Here is a 17,433-nt window from a genome sequence, read left to right on the forward strand (position 1 = left end):
ATCATGGGCTACCTGCTGGTATCGGTGCAGCGTTCGAGCCGGTTCGTGGCCCGGCAGAGAGCGAAGCTCTACCGTTTCGTGGAACTGGTCGGCTACTGGTCGATGCTCGACGTCTTCGTCGTGGCGATCCTCTCCGCCCTGGTCCACTTCAAGATATTGAGCCGCGTCGAGCCCTTGCCCGGCGTGGTCTATTTCGGCGTGGTCGTGGTCCTCACGATGCTTTCGGCCATGAGCTTCGATCCTCGCCTGATCTGGGATAACAGGAAATCGCAATGAGCGACACCAACGTAGGAAACACGCCTCCCGAGGAGGACCTGCCGCAACCGGTGGTGCGCAAGTCGAAGCTGGGTTTCTCGCTGATCTGGCTGGTGCCGATCGTGGCGGCGCTGGTGGGCATCTCGCTGCTGGTCGGGCATTTCATGTCCGCGGGCCCGCAGATCCGGGTCTCCTTCCTCACCGCCGAGGGCATCGAGGCGGGCAAGACGCAGGTGAAATACAAGAACGTGGTGATCGGCAAGGTCACCACCATGCGCCTGTCGAAGGATCGCAGCCACATCACGGTGATGATCGACCTGAGCAAGGAAGCCAATGCCTTCGCTACCAAGGGCACGCGTTACTGGGTGGTCCGGCCGCGCATCGGTGCCAGTGGCGTGTCCGGCATCGACACGCTGCTCTCCGGTGCCTTCATCGGCGCGGACGCCGGCGATTCGGACGAGGAACAGACCGACTTCACGGGTCTCGAAACGCCTCCCGCGGTGACCCATGGCGCGCCCGGGCGGCGCTTCATGCTGCATGCGAGTGATCTCGGTTCCCTGGATATCGGCTCGCCGGTGTACTACCGCCGCATCCAGGTCGGCCGCATCGTGTCGTATGAACTGGACAAGGATGGCAAGGGCGTCTCCATGCAGCTGTTCATCGATGGGCCGAACGACCGTTTCGTGACCAGGGAATCGCGCTTCTGGAACGCCAGCGGCGTCGACGTCTCGCTGGGCGCCGACGGGCTGAAGATGAACACGCAGTCCCTGGCGACCGTGATCGCCGGCGGTGTCGCCTTCCAGGACCCGCCCGGACCGCACGAAGCGGATCCCGCGCCGGAGATGTCGGAGTACACGCTGTTCAACGACCAGACCACGGCGCTGGCGCCGCCGGACGGCAAGCCGCGCTACATACGCATGCGCTTCGAACATTCGCTGCGCGGCCTGGCGGTCGATGCGCCGGTGGAATTCCTCGGCGTGAAGGTCGGCCGCGTGGTCTCCGTGAACCTCGACTACGATCCGAAGACGCAGACCTTCCCCGTGGTGGTGGGCGCCCTGGTCTATCCGCAGCGCCTCGGCCAGGCCCACGAGAAGCTGGCCAAGGCGGTCGGTGGCGACGGCGACACGCTGTTCCCGCGGATCATGAGCGGGCTGGTCGCGCACGGTCTGCGTGCGCAGGCGCGCAGCGGCAACCTGCTCACCGGCCAGCTGTACATCGCGCTCGACTTCGATCCGAAGGCGACGAAGGTCGCTTTCGATCCGAATGCCAAGCCCGTGGAGATCCCGACGACGCCGGGCGACTTCGACCATCTGCAGGAGCAGATCTCGAGCATCGTCGACAAGGTCGAGAAAATCCCCTTCGATTCGATCGGCCGCAATCTCGACGGCAGCCTGAAGGAACTGCACGGCACCCTGAAGCAGGTCAACGGCGACCTGTTGCCGGAGGCGAAGAAGACCCTGCAGGGCGTGAACCAGACGATGGGCACGGCGAACGACGCTCTGTCCGAGAACTCGCCGTTGCAGCAGAACATCGCCAATACGCTCGAGGAACTGCAACGCACCGTGCGCTCGGTACGCGCCTTCACCGATTACCTGGGCCGCCACCCGGAAGCGCTGCTGCGTGGCCGCGGCGCCGACGCCCCGCCGAAGATAGCCACTCCGTCCACGAAGCAGGCCAAGGAAGAACAGCCATGATGCATTCCCTCCGCCTCGCCGGTGTCGCCGTCCTCGTCGCGGGTCTCGGCGCCTGCGCCTCGGCGCCGACGCATTTCCATACCCTGGTACCGCCGTCGGCTCCGCTGCCGGCGACCGCGGCACCCTTCGTCATCGACGTGTTGCCCGTGGGCGTGCCGCCACAGGTCGATCAGCCCGCCCTGGTGTTGCGCCAGGGTGCGAGCGGCATCGCCGTGCTCGACGGCGAGCGTTGGGCCTCGCCGCTGGGCGACGAGATCCGCGGCGCACTCTCGGCCGATCTCGCCGCACGCCTGGGCACGCACGACGTGCACGGCCTGCCGCGTGCGAAAGACGCCAAGGTCGTGCGCGTGCAGCTCGACGTGCGCCGCTTCGATTCCGAAATGAACGGCAATGCCACGCTGGAGGCGTCGTGGTCGGTCCGCGGTCCGGACCAGTCGGCGGCGAACTGTGCCTCGCGCGTCGCCGAACCGGCCGGCTCCAGCTACGACAGCCTCATCGGAGCCCACCAACGCGCGCTCGGCAAGGTGGCTGACCAGGTGGCCGCAGCCGTCCGCTCCATCGCCGCCGGCCAACCCGCCCCCTGCGGCAGCCCATTGTAGGAGCGCGCCTGCGCGCGACGGACTTTGTTGGGGCTGCTCGGGACAGACTTTGTTGGGGCTGATTGGGACAGACTTTGTAGGAGCGCGCCCTGCGCGCGACAGACTTTCGCGCCAGTCCGTAAGCTGGCGCGCCAGCTCCCAGGCCCGGCCTCAAAACATGTCGCGCGCCGGCGCGCTCCTACAAGACCAGGCCGTCAGGCCCGGCCCAAAACGGGTCACAAGCCCGGCGCGCTCCTGCAAGGCTTGGCCTTCCCGGCCCCGTGGGATAGTCTCCCGCGACTGACCGCCGCGCTTTCAGCGCGGCCACCCGAGCATCCCCACCGGTACCGAACACCATGCAGGACACCCACGATCAGGGCACGCGCGAGCAGGGCGGTTACGCCCCGGAGGTCGTCGAGACCGCCGCCCAGCGCTTCTGGAACGATACCCGCGCCTTCGAGGTCACCGAGGACACGGGCAAGCCGAAGTTCTATTGCCTCTCCATGCTCCCGTATCCATCGGGTGCCCTGCACATGGGCCACGTGCGCAACTACACCATCGGCGACGTGATCAGCCGCTACCAGCGCCAGCAGGGCCGCAACGTGCTGCAGCCGATGGGCTGGGATGCCTTCGGCCTGCCCGCCGAAAACGCCGCGATCAAGAACCGCACGGCCCCCGCGAAGTGGACCTACAAGAACATCGAACACATGCGCGAGCAGCTGAAGCGCATGGGCTTCGCCTACGACTGGTCGCGCGAAGTCACCACCTGCAAGCCCGAGTACTACCGCTGGGAACAGCAGATGTTCACCCGGCTGATGAAGAAGGGCCTGGTGTACCGGAAAAACAGCGTCGTGAACTGGGATCCGGTGGACCAGACCGTCCTGGCGAACGAGCAGGTGATCGACGGTCGCGGCTGGCGCTCCGGCGCGCTCGTGGAAAAGCGCGAGATCCCGCAGTGGTTCCTGAAGATCACGGCCTACGCGCAGGAGCTGCTCGACGGCCTCGACGCGCTGCCTGGCTGGCCGGACGCCGTGAAGACCATGCAGCGCAATTGGCTGGGCCGTTCCGAGGGCCTGGAAATCTCCTTCGACGTGGACGGCTGGAGCGAGCCCCTGACCGTGTTCACCACGCGTCCGGACACGCTGATGGGCGTGTCCTACGTGGCCGTCGCCGCCGAACATCCGATCGCGACGCGCGCCGCCGAAGGCAACGCGGGCCTGGCCGCGTTCATTGAAAGCTGCAAGGCCGGGGGCGTGTCCGAGGCCGAGCTGGAGACGCAGGAAAAGCGCGGCTACTACACCGGCGTGGACGCCACCCACCCGATCACCGGCGAGAAGCTGCCCGTGTGGGTCGCCAACTTCGTGCTGATGGGCTATGGCACCGGCGCCGTCATGGCCGTGCCGGGCCACGACCAGCGCGACTGGGAATTCGCGCAGAAGTATTCGCTGCCGATCAAGATGGTGGTGGTCGACCGCGGCGTCGTCGACGCCGTGGCGGAGCTGAAACGCGATCTCGCCGCCGAAGGCACGGACACGGTGCAGAACGCGCTGGACGGCGGTTCGTCCGATGCGTACCAGTCGTCCGCCGCCGTTGAGACGATCAAGACCTTCGAGAACCGCATCCAGAACGTGGAGGCGTACACGGAGTACGGCACCCTGATCAATTCGGGCGAGTTCGACGGTCTCGAATTCAAGGACGCCTTCGAGGCGATCGCCGCGAAGCTGGCCGCCAGCGGCCGCGGCGATCGCCGGGTGAACTGGCGTATCCGCGACTGGGGCGTGAGCCGCCAGCGCTACTGGGGCTGCCCGATCCCGGTGATCTACTGCCCGCAATGCGACGCGGTGCCGGTGCCCGAGGACCAGTTGCCGGTGGTGCTGCCGGAGGATGTGGAATTCTCCGGCGTGCAGTCGCCGATCAAGGCCGACCCGGCGTGGCGCAAGACCACCTGCCCGAACTGCGGCGGCCCCGCCGAGCGTGAGACCGATACCTTCGACACCTTCATGGAGTCGAGCTGGTACTACGCGCGCTACACCAGCCCCGGCGCGAATGCGCAGGTGGACGGGCGCGCGAACTACTGGACGCCGGTGGACCAGTACATCGGCGGCATCGAGCACGCGATCCTGCACCTGCTGTACTTCCGCTTCTACCACAAGCTCATGCGCGACGAGGGCTTGGTGGAAAGCGACGAACCCGCGACGAACCTGCTCTGCCAGGGCATGGTGATCGCGGAGACCTATTTCCGCACGGAAGCCGACGGTTCCACGACGTGGTTCAACCCGGCGGACGTGGACGTGCAGCGCGACGAGCGTGCCCGCGTCGTCGGTGCCGTGCTGCGTGCCGACGGCAAGCCGGTCGAGATCGGCGGCATCGAGAAGATGTCGAAGTCGAAGAACAATGGCGTGGACCCGCAGTCGATGGTCGAGAAGTACGGCGCCGACACGGTGCGCCTGTTCTCGATGTTCGCCGCGCCGGCCGACCAGTCGCTGGAATGGAACGAGGCGGGCGTCGAGGGCATGGCGCGCTTCCTGCGCCGCCTGTGGCGCGACGTTTCCGCCCACGCGGAAGTGCTTCCGGCTGGCGACGACTCCGCCGGGGCTGCCGCGCGCAAGGCCCTGCGCCGCCAGCTTCACGAGACCATCCAGAAGGTCGGCGACGACATCGGCCGCCGCCAGTCCTTCAACACGGCCATCGCCGCGCTGATGGAACTGCTGAACGCACTGGGCAAGTTCGACGACGCCAGCGCTCAGGGCGTGGCGCTGCGGCAGGAAGCCTTCACCGCCATGGTCCAGCTGATCAATCCGTTCACGCCCCACGTGGCGCATGCCCTCTGGCAGGTCCTGGGCCATGGCGAGACCCTGGTTGAGGACGCCGGCTGGCCCCAGGTGGACCCGGAGGCGCTGGTCCGCGACTCCCTTACCTATGCCGTGCAGGTCAACGGCAAGCTTCGCGCTACCATCGAGGTGCCGGCATCGGCCTCGAAGGACGAGGCGGAAGCCATGGCGCGGGCCGAGCCGAACGTGGCCCGCCTGCTGGAAGGCCAGACCGTGCGCAAGGTGATCGTCGTGCCCGGCAAGATCGTCAACATCGTCGCAGGATAACCATGAGCCCGAACCTCCTTCGTTCGCTTCGCCTCGCCGCCCTGCTTTCCGCCGTGGCCGTGCTTTCGGCATGTGGCTTCCACCTGCGACAGACCGCGTCGCTGCCCCCGGGGATGAAGAAGATCCACCTTACGGTCTCCGGCGGCGGCAAGCTGCAGCGCGATCTCACCCGCGCGCTGGGCAACTCCGACGTTACCGTGGTCGACGCACCCGCGGCCGACGCGGCGGAGCTCGCCATCACGTCGAACACGTTCCGCACCGACTCGCTCACCGTCAGCGGCACCGCGCGCGTCACTGAGTACGCCGTGCGCTACCACGTCGAATTCAATGCCAAGGCCGCCGACGGGACCGTGATCGTTCCCACCCAGGCGGTCGACATGTCGCGCGAGTTCAGCTACGACGCGACCAACACTATCGGCACGGCCAGCCAGACCGAAGAGCTGCAGCGCAGCCTCATCGGCGACATGGTCCAGGCCATCCTGTTCCGCCTGGAGGCCGCCGCCGCTCATCCTGCCGTGGCGACTCCTCCGCAGGCGTCCACGTCCCCGAACTGACCGGTCAGCGGCGTGCCCCTCAACCCGGTTCAGTGGCAGAAGCACCTCGCAGGCGAGCGCATGGCGCCGGTTTACCTGCTCGTGGGCGAGGAACTGCTGGTGCTCGAGGCCGCGGATGCCGTGCGCGCCATGGCCCGTCGCTTGGGGTACAGCGAGCGCGACGTGCTCGAGGCCGACAGCCGCTTCGATTGGGACGACCTCGCGCGCGCCTCCGCCGGGTTGTCCCTGTTCGCCTCGCAGCGCCTGCTCGACCTGCGTCTGGCGGGAGGCCGTGCTGGCAAGGACGGCGGTGCCGCGATCGCCGCGTTCGTGGCCGATCCGCCGCCCGATACCACCCTGCTGATCACCGCCACGGAGTGGAGCAGCAAGCATGAGGCTGCCTGGACGAAAACCGTCGATCAGGGCGGGGTGCAGGTGGTGTTCAATGCGCCCCGGCCGCACGAATGGACCTCATGGATCGGCGCCCGGGTGGCCTCGCGAGGACTCAAGGCCACGCCGGACGCAGTCGCGATGCTCGCCGAACGGGTCGAGGGCAACCTGCTCGCCGCGGCCCAGGAGATCGACAAGCTCGTCGTCCTCGCCGGCGACAAGCTGCTCGACGCAGCGACGCTCGAAGGCCTCGTCGCCGACAGTGCCCGCTTCGACGCCTTCAAGCTCACCGATGCCGCTTTCGCGGGAGAGGGCGGGCGGGCCCTCCGCATCCTTGCGGGACTGCGTGCGGAGGGCGACGAACTCATCGCCCTGATGGGCTGGCTGGTGAACCAGTTGCAGCTCGCCATGCGCCTGGCGAACGCGCGTGACTTCGGCGCGCAGGCGAAGGCCGAGCGCTTGTGGCCTGCGCGCGAACAGCTGTTCCGCAAGGCACTGCGCCGCGCACCGCGCGAACACTGGATGGCCTGCCTCGCCCGTGCCGCGCGGATCGACCGCATGGCCAAGGGGCGGGAGCAGGGCGATCCCTGGCTGGAGGCGGAGCGCCTTATCGCCGCCATCGCCGAGCCGCGCGCCGCGGCGGCCTTTGGATGAGCGGGATGCGTCCGCTGGCCATTCTTGGGGGCACCTTCGACCCGGTCCACCATGGGCACCTGCGGGGCGCGTGGGAGGCGGCCGAGGCGCTGGATGCCGAGGTGCGCCTGGTACCGGCGCGGACACCGCCGCACCGGCCGCCACCGGTGGCCGACGCCGCAGGCCGCGTGGCCCTGCTGCGCGCCGCACTCGCCGGCCAGGACCGGCTCGGCATCGATACCCGGGAGCTGGACCGCGATGGCCCGTCCTATACGGTGGATACCCTGGCCTCGCTGCGCGCCGAGATAGGCCCGGACCGGCCGCTGGTGCTGCTCGTTGGTGCCGATGCCTTCGCCGGGCTGGCGTCCTGGCACCTCTGGCAGGATCTTTTCACCTTCGCCCATATCGGCGTGCTGACCCGACCCGGTGGCGGCCACGCACCGGCCGGCGCCCTGGCGGACTTCATCGCCGGCCGCCGTGCGCCGCGCCCCCAAGGCCCGGCCGGGAACGTCGTGCACATCGCCATCACGCCGCTGGACATCGCCGCCACGGCCATCCGCGAATCCTTCGCGGCAGGCAACGAGCCGCGCTTCCTGTTGCCCTCGGCCTGTTTCGACGACGAAGCCCTGCTGGCGCCCTACCGGGCCCTGGGCAACTAAGCGCGCTGTAGGAGCGCGCCCTGCGCGCGACATCTTTTGGGGCCAGGAGCCACAGGGCCTGTTGCCTCTCGCGAAAACCTGTCGCGCGCAAGGCGCGCTCCTACATTACCTGCCAGGGCATTTGACGCGGGCTGAGCGCTCGGGCGTTATACTGCCGCCAACCCCGGCATCCTGCCGAACGAGGTTTCCGCATCTTGAGTTCGATCGCATCCCGCAAGGCCAGATCCCCCGCCAGCAACGAACACCTGCGCCAGCGTGTGGTTGCCGCGCTCGAAGACCTCAAGGCCAAGGACGTTCGCGAAATCGACGTCCGCGGCAAGACCTCCATCGCAGACATCCTCTTCATCGCATCGGGCACGTCGGCCCGCCACGTGAAGTCCATCGCCGACGAAGTCATCAAGTTCGCGAAGGAAGCGGGCGTGATGCCGCTCGGCGTGGAAGGCCAGACCGAGGCCGAGTGGGTGCTGGTCGACCTGGGCGACATCATCGTCCACGTGATGATGCCGCGCATCCGCGAGTTCTACGGCCTCGAACGCCTGTGGACCGTGGGCGACGACGGCGCCGAAGCCGCGAACGACTGAGCCCGCCGTGCGGGCTCGCCTCATCGCCGTCGGCGAACGCATGCCGGCCTGGGTGGCCGAGGGTTTCGCCGAATACCGCAAGCGGCTGTCGCACGAGCTTCCCCTCGAACTGATCGAGATCAGGCCGGGCACGCGCGGCAAGGGCCGCGACGACGCGAAGGCGATCCTCGACGAAGGTGCCGCCATCCTGGCTGCGCTTCCACGCGACATCCATGTCGTCGCGCTGGATGGGCGCGGCAAGACCTGGTCCAGCGAGGACCTGGCCAGGCAGCTGGAGCAATGGCGCATGGGCGGCCGTGACCTCGCCTTCCTCATCGGCGGTCCCGACGGCCATGCGCCCGACGTGTTGGAACGCGCCGACCAGCGCTGGTCGCTGGGGCCGCTGACGCTGCCGCACATGCTGGTCCGCCTCGTGCTGGCCGAGCAGCTCTACCGTGCCACCACGCTGGTGGCCGGCCATCCCTACCATCGCGTCTGAAGGACCTGCCGTGCTGTACCTGGCCTCGCAATCGCCGCGCCGCCGCGAACTCCTGGACCAGCTCGGCGAGGCGCACCGCACGCTGGACGTCGACGTGGAGGAAGCCCGGGAAGCAGGGGAGTCGCCCGACGAGTATGTCGCCCGGGTAGCCCTGGACAAGGCGCGCGCCGGCTTCGCCCTCGTGCAGGATGAGCAGGGCGCCCGGGTGCTCGGCGCCGATACCGAGGTGGTTCTGGATGACGAGGTCTTCGGCAAGCCCCGCGGCCCCGCCGACGCGGCCGCCATGCTTCGCCGCCTCGGCGGCAGGGAGCACCGGGTGATTTCCGCGGTGTGGCTGGTCGGGGCCGGCAGCGAACGATGCGCGGTATCGGTTTCCACGGTACGCTTCGCTCCGCTTTCCGACCGCGAGATCGACGCCTACGTGTCCACCGGGGAGTGCATGGGCAAGGCGGGCGCGTATGCCATCCAGGGCCGTGCAGCGGCCTTCGTGGAGCACCTTTCCGGCAGCTATTCAGGCGTGATGGGCTTGCCCCTGTTCGAAACCTCCCGGCTGTTGCGCGGTCAGTGACAGGTCCTCGACGCGCGGGCTATAAAGCATGACGACCCAAGGAAAAGGCAGCGCGGTGAGCGAGGAAATCCTGATCAATGTCACGCCGCGTGAGACGCGGGTGGCCATCGTCGAAAACGGCATGCTCCAGGAAGTCCACGTGGAGCGCGCCCAGAAGCGGGGCTACGTGGGCAATGTCTACAAGGGCCGCGTGCAGCGCGTCATGCCGGGCATGCAGGCCGTGTTCGTGGAAATCGGGCTGGAGCGAGCTGCCTTCCTGCACGCCTCCGACATCGTTCGCCCGTCGCTACCGCCGACCGATGCCCCGGCCGAGGGCAAGGCCAACGGGCACGGGCCCGTGCCGCCGATTTCCGAACTGGTGCACGAAGGCCAGGAAATCGTCGTGCAGGTGGTGAAGGATCCGATCGGCAGCAAGGGCGCGCGCCTCTCCACGCACCTGTCGATCCCGTCGCGCTACCTCGTGCTGCTGCCGCATTCGCGCACGCTGGGGGTGTCGGTGCGCATCGAGGACGAGGCCGAGCGCCAGCGCCTGAAGGACATCATCAATCCGCTGATCGGTGAGAACCACCTCGGCTACATCGTCCGCACCAACGCGGAAGGCCAGTCGGAAGAATCCCTCGCCTTCGACGTGACCTACCTCGGCAAGGTATGGCGCGTGGTGCAGGAGAACATCCAGAAGGCGAAGGTGGGCGAGCGGGTCTACGAGGAGCTGTCACTGCCGTTGCGCTCGCTGCGCGATTCGCTCAACGACGGCATCGAGAAGGTGCGCGTCGACTCGCGCGAGACCTTCGAGAAAACCGTCAAGTTCGTGCACAAATTCATGCCGGTGCTGTCCGACCGCATCGAGCACTACGCGGGCGAAAGGCCGATCTTCGACCTCTACGGCGTGGAAGACGAGATCCAGCGTGCGCTGCGCAAGGAAGTGCCGTTGAAGTCGGGCGGCTACCTCATCGTCGACCAGACCGAGGCGATGACCACCATCGACGTCAACACCGGGGGCTACCTCGGCAGCCGCAACCTCGAGGAAACCGTGTACCGCACGAACCTCGAGGCCGCGCAGGCGGCGGCACGCCAGCTGCGCCTGCGCAACCTGGGCGGCATCGTCATCATCGACTTCATCGACATGACCGACGACGAGCACAAGCGGCAGGTGCTGCGCATGCTCGAGAAGGGCCTGGCGAAGGACCATGCGAAGACGACGGTGTATCCGATGTCGGCGCTGGGCCTGGTGGAAATGACCCGCAAGCGCACCACCGAAAGCCTGGAGCGCCAGCTTTGTGAGCCGTGCCCGGCGTGCGGCGGACGCGGCACGTTGAAGACGGCCGAAACGGTGATCTACGAGATCTTCCGCGAGATCACCCGCGCGGTGCGCCAGTTCAACGCGCAGAAACTGCTGGTCATGGCCAGCCCGAAGGTGGTCGGCCGCATCCTCGAGGAAGAATCGGCCGCCGTCGCCGAGCTGGAAGAATTCATCGCCAAGAGCATCCGTTTCCAGGCGGAAGAGCATTATTCGCAGGAACAGTTCGATGTCGTTCTTCTCTAAAGGCAGCCAGCCTCCCACGGCGCAGACGGTTCCTCGCCGGTGAGCTCGAACTGGCGCCATCGCGCACGGCGGCTCAGGTTTGTCTTGCTGGGGCTCGTCGGCACCGTACTGGTCGCGCTGGCGATCGTGATGGCACTCGGCCAGCTCCTGCTCCCGCTGGCCGCGCACTATCCGGAACGCGTGGCGGCCATGCTCAGCGAGCAGCTGCACCGGCCGGTGCGTTTCGCGTCGCTGGAGGGATTCTGGAGGCCGTCCGGCCCGCTGTTCGTGATGCGCGATGTCACCATCGCGCCCAGCGAGGGCGGCGAGCCGCTGAACCTGCCGCAGGCGGCGGTGAAGCTCGACTTCGGCGCCTTCGTGCTGCCGTCGCGGCATCTCATCAACCTGCGCCTGCAAGACCTGCGCCTCGGTCTGCGCCGTGCCGTCGACGGGCGCTGGAGCATCGACGGGTTCGCCACGGGCAGCGGCACGCAGAAAGTGTCGCTGGGCAACCTGTCCGCCGACCTCTGGCTCGGCAACCTCCGTCTCGATATCGCCGACGAGACCACACAGCGGCATTACGGTCTGATCGCCGACCAGTTGCAGATCAGCCTGCGCGGCCACGCGATCCGCTTCGGCGGCAGCCTGCGCCGCGAGAACGCCACGGGCATGCTCACGGCGGCCGGGCGGTTCGCCGAGGACGGTTCCAGCGGACGGATCTACGTGAAGGGAGCCGATGTCGATTTCGCGGGCCTGACCGGCGATTTCGACCTCGACGGTTATGCGCTCGCCGGCGGAAAGGGCAGTTTCGAAAGCTGGCTGGACTGGCGCGATGCCCACGTGGTGCGGGCCACCTGGCGGGTCGATCTCGACAACCTCGCCGTCCGCGGACCCGTCCGCACGGTGCGCACGGCGGGCCTGCACGGCATCGTCGACATGCATCGCACGACGGACGGCATGCGCATCGACTGGGCCGGGCGCGACGGCAGCGACCTCGCGCTGTTGCTCCGGCATGCCGGCGACCGGAGCGACGGGACGCTGGTCGCGCGCAAGCTCGACCTTGCGCCGCTTCTGCCCTGGGCCGGCGTGCTGCCGCAGGTGTCGCCGTCGCTGGCGCGCTGGCTGGGAGAAGGCCATCCGCGCGGGCGCTTCGACCACCTGCGCGCCGACTGGAATTCGGTCTCGGGCATGAGCTTCGCGCATGCGGCGTTTTCGGGCCTCGGCATCGACGCGAGCGGCAGCCTGCCCGGCATATCGTCGCTGCAAGGCGAGGTGTTCGGCGACGGCGAGGCGATCTCGCTCAGCCTTCCCGCGCAGGCGACGACGATCGACGCCACCGGCATCTTCCGCAAACCCTTCGTGATGTCATCGCTCGGTGGCGAAGTCGCCGTCTATAAAGATGAGGGGGACTGGCATATCGGCGTCGATCCGCTCGACTTCCGCGGCGAAGGTTACGGCGGCCAGGCACGCGGTGAGCTGGTGCTGCCGGCGGCGGACACCGGACCCTTTATGGACATGTACGTGGCGCTCGGCGAAGGCGACGTGCCCGCGGCGAAACTGTTCTGGCCGATCCATTCGATGTCCGAGCCCGCGCAGAACTGGCTCAACCGCGGTCTCGTCGCCGGACGCATCGCAGGCGGTTCCGCACTGCTCCGCGGCAACCTCCGCGAGTTTCCGTTCAAGAACCAGGAAGGGCGCTTCGAGGCACGTGCGGTCATCGAGGACCTGGTGCTCGACTACGGCGTCGGCTGGCCTCGCGCGGAGGGCGTCTCGGCGGTAGCCAACTTCATCGGCAACGGCATGTACGTCGAAGCGAGCGCGGGGCATTCCCTCGGCAACGCGGTGAGCGCGGCATCGGCGGCCATTCCCGATTTCGCCGATGACATCCTCGACCTCAAGGTGAGCGGCGCCGGCACCGGCGGCAGCTACCTCGACTTCATCAAGAACAGTCCGATCGCCGGCCGCAGCCGTGAAGCGCTCGACAAGATGAAGCTCGGCGGCACCGGCGAGTTCGGCTTCAACCTGCTGATGCCGCTGAAAAGCGCAAAGGACTTCACGCTGCAGGGCAAGGCCACGATCAAGGATGCCGACCTCGTCGCCGACGAATGGAAGCTGCGCCTCGACAAGATCACCGGACCGATGAGCTTCGACGGTGCCGGCTTCAGTGCGAAGGGACTGAAAACCGCGTTCCGCGGCCAGCCGGCACAGCTGGACGTCGCCATCGCCGGAGCCACCGGCGATCCGGCGAAAATCGTCGATGCCTCGGTCAGCGGTGCATTCACCGTGGGCGAGATGGTCGGCGAATTCGAGAACCTGAAATGGCTGGCGGACGTCGCCAAGGGCCGCGGCCTGTTCCGCGTGGGCTTCGACCTGCGCAAGACGGGGCAGGGCGATGACACCGCGCAGACCTTGCGCGTGGATTCCGATCTGAACGGCGTGGAGCTGACCATGCCCGCGCCGGTGAAGAAGCCTGCCAACGTAGCCACGCCGCTCTCCGTGAGCGTCGGCTTGCCTGTGGACGGTGCCCGGCTGGATATCGCCCTCGGCGACGTCGTGCGGGGAAGGCTGCGCCTGCCGGCCGGCACGGAGCCTCTGGCGGCCGCGTTCAGCCTCGGCAGCGCCGTACCGACGACGATGCCCGCGCGTGGTTACCTGATCGGCGGGCACGCGGCGAAGCTGGATGCCTCCGGCTGGACGCAGTTCGTCGTCGGCCTGTCCAGCGGGGAATCCGGACCGGGCCTCTCCGCCCTCGACGTGACCGCTGCCGACGCCGAGGTGTTCGGGCAGCATTTCGCGAACATGCACCTGGTGGCGAAGCCGGGTCCGCAGGAACTTTCCCTGCGTGTGGACAGCGAAGGGATGGCTGGCCAGCTGAGCGTGCCGAACGAAGAGCTCCGCCGCCGCGGCATCACGGCGCGCATGGACCGCCTCTGGTGGCCGGCAGCCGACGATCCGGCGACGGCCGCGAAAAAGGGCAAGACGGCGGCCGACGCCGCCGCGACGACCGCCGCCACCGTGGCCAAGGCCGAGGAAGCGAAGGCCAATCCGGCTGCGGCGACCAAGCCGCCCGATGCGAACGAAGCGGGCGTGGCACCGTCGAGTCTTCCGCCGCTGCACCTGCAGGTAAGCGACATGCGCCTGGGTAACGCGCGCCTGGGCGAAGCCCGTCTCGAAACCTGGCCCACCGACGAGGGCATGCACATCGACCAGTTGCGTGCGCAGTCGAAGAACGTGCAGATCACCGCGTCGGGCGACTGGAACGGCGACGAGAAACGCAGCCGCACGCACCTCACCATGGACTTCGCCTCCGAGGACGTCGCGCGCATGTTCGACGCCCTCGGCTTCGCCGGCATCCTCCAGGGCGGCCGCACCTCGGCGCGCCTGGACGCGACCTGGCCCGGTGGCCCCTCCGCGCTCGCGCTGGCGAACATGGACGGCACGCTCAAGGTCGACGTGGCCAACGGCCGCATCCTGGAAGTCCAGCCCGGCGTTGGCCGGCTGTTCGGTCTCATCTCCGTCACCGAGCTGCCGCGCCGCCTGTCGCTGGATTTCGGCGACGTGCTGGGCAAGGGCTTCGGTTTCGATTCGATCAAGGGCGATTTCCGCTTCGCCAGCGGCAATGCCACGACGCAGAACCTCACGATCCGCGCCCCCGCCGCCGAAATCACCATCACCGGCCGCGCAGGCCTCAAGGCGCGCGACTACGACCAGGAAGTGCTGATCGTGCCGCACGTCGGCAACAGCCTCCCCGTGGTGGGTGCTCTGGCCGGCGGCCCGGTCGGCGCGGCCGCGGGCCTCGCCGTGCAGGGCATCCTCGGCAAGGGCCTGAACCAGGCCGCCCGCAAGCGCTACCACGTGACCGGCAGCTGGGACAAACCCGTCTTCACCCCGATCGACAAAGGCCAGCCCTCCACCGCCCCCACGAAATAAGTGTAGGAGCGCGCCTGCGCGCGACAGGTTTTGAGGCCGTGCCCAAGAGCTGGCGCGCCAAATTCGGGACCGGGGCGAAAACCTGTCGCGCGCAGGCGCGCTCCTACAGGGGGAGGCCGGAGACGGCGACTTCCCTCCCGAGGGTTTAAGCTAGGCAGTCATGGCCCCAGATCAGGGGCCACACCGTTCCCCAACCGGCAGCCCCATGGATTCCCTGATTTCCCTCGCAGAACGCCGCCTCCTCACCCCCGGCGGCCTCGCCGCCAACGATCTGGATCGCGTGTTCTCCCAGTTGATGGGACCGTCCATCGACGCGGCGGACCTCTACTTCCAGCATTCGCGCAGCGAGTCCTGGGTGCTGGAGGAGGGCATCGTGAAAGACGGCAGCCACTCGATCGAGCAAGGTGTCGGCGTGCGCGCCATCTCGGGCGAGAAGACCGGCTTCTCCTACTCGGACGAAATCGTATTGCCGCAGCTGCTCGAGGCCTCGCGCGCCGCGCGTGCGATCGCGCAGGGCGGTGCGGGCTCGGGCAAGCCCCTGGCGATCGCGACGGGCCGCGGCCTGTACCCGGCCATCGATCCGGTGGAGAGCCTGCCGAACGAAGACAAGATCGCGCTGCTGCGCGAGGTGGATGCGTACGCGCGTTCGCGCGACCCGCGGGTGAAGCAGGTGGTGGTAAGCCTTTCCGCGACCATGGATACGATCCTCGTCGCGGGATCCGACGGCACGCTGGCCGCCGATGTCCGGCCGCTCGTGCGCCTCAACGTACAGGTGATCGCCGAACAGAACGGCCGCCGCGAGCAGGGCCACGCCGGCGGCGGCGGTCGTTATGGTTATCGCGAACTGATCGACAACGGCCGTGCGCAGGCGTTCGCTGCGGAGGCCGTGCGCCAAGCGCTGGTGAACCTCGAGGCGGTGGATGCGCCCGCGGGCAGCATGAGCGTCGTCCTCGGCCCCGGCTGGCCCGGCATCCTCCTGCACGAGGCGATCGGCCACGGGCTGGAGGGCGACTTCAACCGCAAGGGCAGCTCGGCCTTCGCGGGCCGCATCGGCCAGCGCGTGGCGGCCGAAGGCGTCACCGTGGTCGACGACGGCACCCTGCCGGGACGCCGCGGCTCGCTGAGCATCGACGACGAAGGCACGCCGACGGAGTGCACCACGCTGATCGAGAACGGCATCCTCAAGGGCTACATGCAGGACAAGCTCAACGCGCGCCTGATGGGCGTGAAGTCCACGGGCAATGGCCGCCGCGAATCCTTCGCGCAATTGCCGATGCCGCGCATGACGAACACGTACATGCTCGCGGGCAATCGCGAGCCGGAAGAAATCGTCCGCTCGGTGAAGCGCGGCCTCTACGCCGTGAACTTCGGCGGCGGCCAGGTCGACATCACGAACGGCAAGTTCGTGTTCTCGGCGAGCGAGGCGTACCTGATCGAGGACGGCAAGATCACGCGTCCGGTGAAGGGCGCCACCCTGGTAGGCTCCGGCCCGGACGTCTTGACCCGCGTCTCGATGATCGGCAACGACCTCGCCCTCGACGAAGGCGTAGGCGTCTGCGGCAAGGACGGCCAGAGCGTACCCGTAGGCGTAGGCCAGCCCACGCTCCGCGTGGACGGCATGACCGTAGGCGGCACCGCAGCCTGACCCCACTGTGTAGGAGCGCGCCTGCGCGCGACCGCCTTTCGCGTCGGTTGGCCCGCTTGCGCGGGCCCATGTTCTAAGCGGCTTCACCGCATGGAGCGCTGGCCGGCTCGGCTGTCGCCATCGCGTTTTGCTTTGGCGTGGCGGCGGGTTGCCGGCGCCTGCCGTTTTTCTCGCTAAGTCCTCGTCCGGCCTACGCCTCCCTGCGGAATCGCTCCAAAAACGGCAGCCACCGGCTCCTCCCAACACCGCGGTCGCATGCGGCAAAAGCCAGAGCAACAGCATGCCCGCTTCGGGCCGCACATTCCCCGCGGCTCCCGAAAATGCGCGTACGTTGTAGGAGCGCGCCTTGCGCGCGACAGCCTTTCGCGACCAGCTCCCATCCGTCGTTCCAAACCCGATGGCCTCATGGGTGATCGCAATAAAAGGCTCCCAGCGTCCCTTCGCGCTAATTACCCGCAAGCACCCCGGTAACGGCCCGCAATTGCTCCCTCACCAATTCCGTCTGCGCCCGCACGGCGTAATCCAGCCCACGCCTCATCAACGCATCGATCACCGTAAGCACGTCAGCCACCTCCTTGCCCTTCAACTCATCGACCTCCCCGGTCGTCTCCGCCACGAACTCGGTCAACCGCTGCGCATACTGCAACCACTCCGTCGCCTCATTCATCAGCTCATGCACCGAGGCTTCGGTATGCTCATTCATCGTGCTCGTCGCATTCATGCTGTGCTCCTTGCTGTGCCGCCGTCCGCCGCTTGCGCAAACGCGCAGGTGTGGCACGCCGCGCCAAGCGACGTGCCACGGGCAAAACATCGCCTCGAGGCGATGAGCTGCGGACTCGCGGGATCACCGGCAGCCCGTGACCGGGCGC

The 17,433-nt window shown here is 67.9% G+C and carries 14 protein-coding genes; 13 read left to right on the forward strand and 1 reads right to left on the reverse strand.

The genetic code is table 11. The features are described 5' to 3' along the window. The 13 genes from ACR9ZH_RS17320 to tldD form a co-directional block, all read left to right on the forward strand. Positions 1 to 276, forward strand: a 276-nt coding sequence (locus tag ACR9ZH_RS17320) for a paraquat-inducible protein A (protein ID WP_481292005.1), incomplete at its 5' end; no start/stop codon positions are given. Next, entirely contained in the window at positions 273 to 1,949 is a 1,677-nt protein-coding gene (locus ACR9ZH_RS17325; protein WP_481292006.1) for a PqiB family protein, read from the forward strand. The genes ACR9ZH_RS17320 and ACR9ZH_RS17325, both read left to right, overlap by 4 nt. Next, positions 1,946 to 2,548 carry a PqiC family protein gene (locus ACR9ZH_RS17330; RefSeq protein WP_481292007.1) on the forward strand — a complete coding sequence of 201 codons (603 nt, stop codon included), beginning with the start codon at positions 1,946 to 1,948 and terminating at the stop codon, positions 2,546 to 2,548. Before ACR9ZH_RS17325 ends, ACR9ZH_RS17330 begins: the two co-directional genes overlap by 4 nt. Positions 2,549 to 2,883: 335 nt before the next feature. Beyond that, positions 2,884 to 5,625: a leucine--tRNA ligase gene (gene leuS, locus ACR9ZH_RS17335; protein WP_481292008.1), complete on the forward strand. Its 2,742-nt coding sequence runs from the start codon at positions 2,884 to 2,886 to the stop codon at positions 5,623 to 5,625. 2 nt (positions 5,626 to 5,627) lie between these two features. Further along, positions 5,628 to 6,179, forward strand: a complete 552-nt coding sequence (locus ACR9ZH_RS17340) for an LPS-assembly lipoprotein LptE (RefSeq protein WP_481292009.1) — start codon at positions 5,628 to 5,630, stop codon at positions 6,177 to 6,179. A 60-nt stretch (positions 6,180 to 6,239) separates the two neighbouring features. Beyond that, entirely contained in the window at positions 6,240 to 7,202 is a 963-nt protein-coding gene (gene holA, locus ACR9ZH_RS17345) for a DNA polymerase III subunit delta (RefSeq protein ID WP_481292016.1), read from the forward strand. Positions 7,203 to 7,207: 5 nt separating this feature from the next. Then, complete coding sequence (gene nadD / locus ACR9ZH_RS17350) at positions 7,208 to 7,840, forward strand: nicotinate-nucleotide adenylyltransferase (protein WP_481292010.1); 633 nt, start codon at positions 7,208 to 7,210, stop codon at positions 7,838 to 7,840. 203 nt (positions 7,841 to 8,043) lie between these two features. Next, a complete protein-coding gene (gene rsfS / locus ACR9ZH_RS17355) occupies positions 8,044 to 8,421 on the forward strand; it encodes a ribosome silencing factor (RefSeq protein ID WP_481292017.1) in 378 nt (125 codons plus the stop codon). Between the two features lie 7 nt (positions 8,422 to 8,428). Then, positions 8,429 to 8,899: a 23S rRNA (pseudouridine(1915)-N(3))-methyltransferase RlmH gene (gene rlmH, locus ACR9ZH_RS17360; protein WP_481292011.1), complete on the forward strand. Its 471-nt coding sequence runs from the start codon at positions 8,429 to 8,431 to the stop codon at positions 8,897 to 8,899. 10 nt (positions 8,900 to 8,909) lie between these two features. Beyond that, positions 8,910 to 9,467, forward strand: a complete 558-nt coding sequence (locus tag ACR9ZH_RS17365; RefSeq protein ID WP_481292012.1) for a Maf family protein — start codon at positions 8,910 to 8,912, stop codon at positions 9,465 to 9,467. Positions 9,468 to 9,522: 55 nt separating this feature from the next. After that, a complete protein-coding gene (gene rng, locus ACR9ZH_RS17370) occupies positions 9,523 to 11,010 on the forward strand; it encodes a ribonuclease G (RefSeq protein WP_481292018.1) in 1,488 nt (495 codons plus the stop codon). A 39-nt stretch (positions 11,011 to 11,049) separates the two neighbouring features. Beyond that, on the forward strand, positions 11,050 to 14,919 hold the full coding sequence (locus ACR9ZH_RS17375) for a YhdP family protein (protein ID WP_481292013.1): 3,870 nt from the start codon (positions 11,050 to 11,052) through the stop codon (positions 14,917 to 14,919). Positions 14,920 to 15,124: 205 nt separating this feature from the next. Then, the gene (tldD, locus tag ACR9ZH_RS17380; protein ID WP_481292014.1) at positions 15,125 to 16,564 is read left to right on the forward strand and encodes a metalloprotease TldD; all 1,440 of its coding nucleotides are present in this window, start codon (positions 15,125 to 15,127) and stop codon (positions 16,562 to 16,564) included. A gap of 445 nt (positions 16,565 to 17,009) precedes the next feature. Here the strand turns inward: tldD and ACR9ZH_RS17385 are convergent, their stop codons facing one another. After that, the gene (locus ACR9ZH_RS17385; protein ID WP_481292015.1) at positions 17,010 to 17,285 is read right to left on the reverse strand and encodes a hypothetical protein; all 276 of its coding nucleotides are present in this window, start codon (positions 17,283 to 17,285) and stop codon (positions 17,010 to 17,012) included. Positions 17,286 to 17,433 lie beyond the last annotated feature (148 nt).

This window comes from Luteibacter sp. SVR4-7G (assembly GCF_056755555.1).

Bases quoted from the DNA above. Each gene is read 5' to 3' on its own strand.
- ACR9ZH_RS17325 (WP_481292006.1), top strand. From the start codon at position 273: ATGAGCGACACCAACGTAGGAAACACGCCTCCCGAGGAGGACCTGCCG.
- ACR9ZH_RS17330 (WP_481292007.1), top strand. From the start codon at position 1,946: ATGATGCATTCCCTCCGCCTCGCCGGTGTCGCCGTCCTCGTCGCGGGT.
- leuS (WP_481292008.1), top strand. From the start codon at position 2,884: ATGCAGGACACCCACGATCAGGGCACGCGCGAGCAGGGCGGTTACGCC.
- ACR9ZH_RS17340 (WP_481292009.1), top strand. From the start codon at position 5,628: ATGAGCCCGAACCTCCTTCGTTCGCTTCGCCTCGCCGCCCTGCTTTCC.
- holA (WP_481292016.1), top strand. From the start codon at position 6,240: ATGGCGCCGGTTTACCTGCTCGTGGGCGAGGAACTGCTGGTGCTCGAG.
- nadD (WP_481292010.1), top strand. From the start codon at position 7,208: ATGCGTCCGCTGGCCATTCTTGGGGGCACCTTCGACCCGGTCCACCAT.
- tldD (WP_481292014.1), top strand. From the start codon at position 15,125: ATGGATTCCCTGATTTCCCTCGCAGAACGCCGCCTCCTCACCCCCGGC.
- ACR9ZH_RS17385 (WP_481292015.1), bottom strand. From the start codon at position 17,285: ATGAATGCGACGAGCACGATGAATGAGCATACCGAAGCCTCGGTGCAT.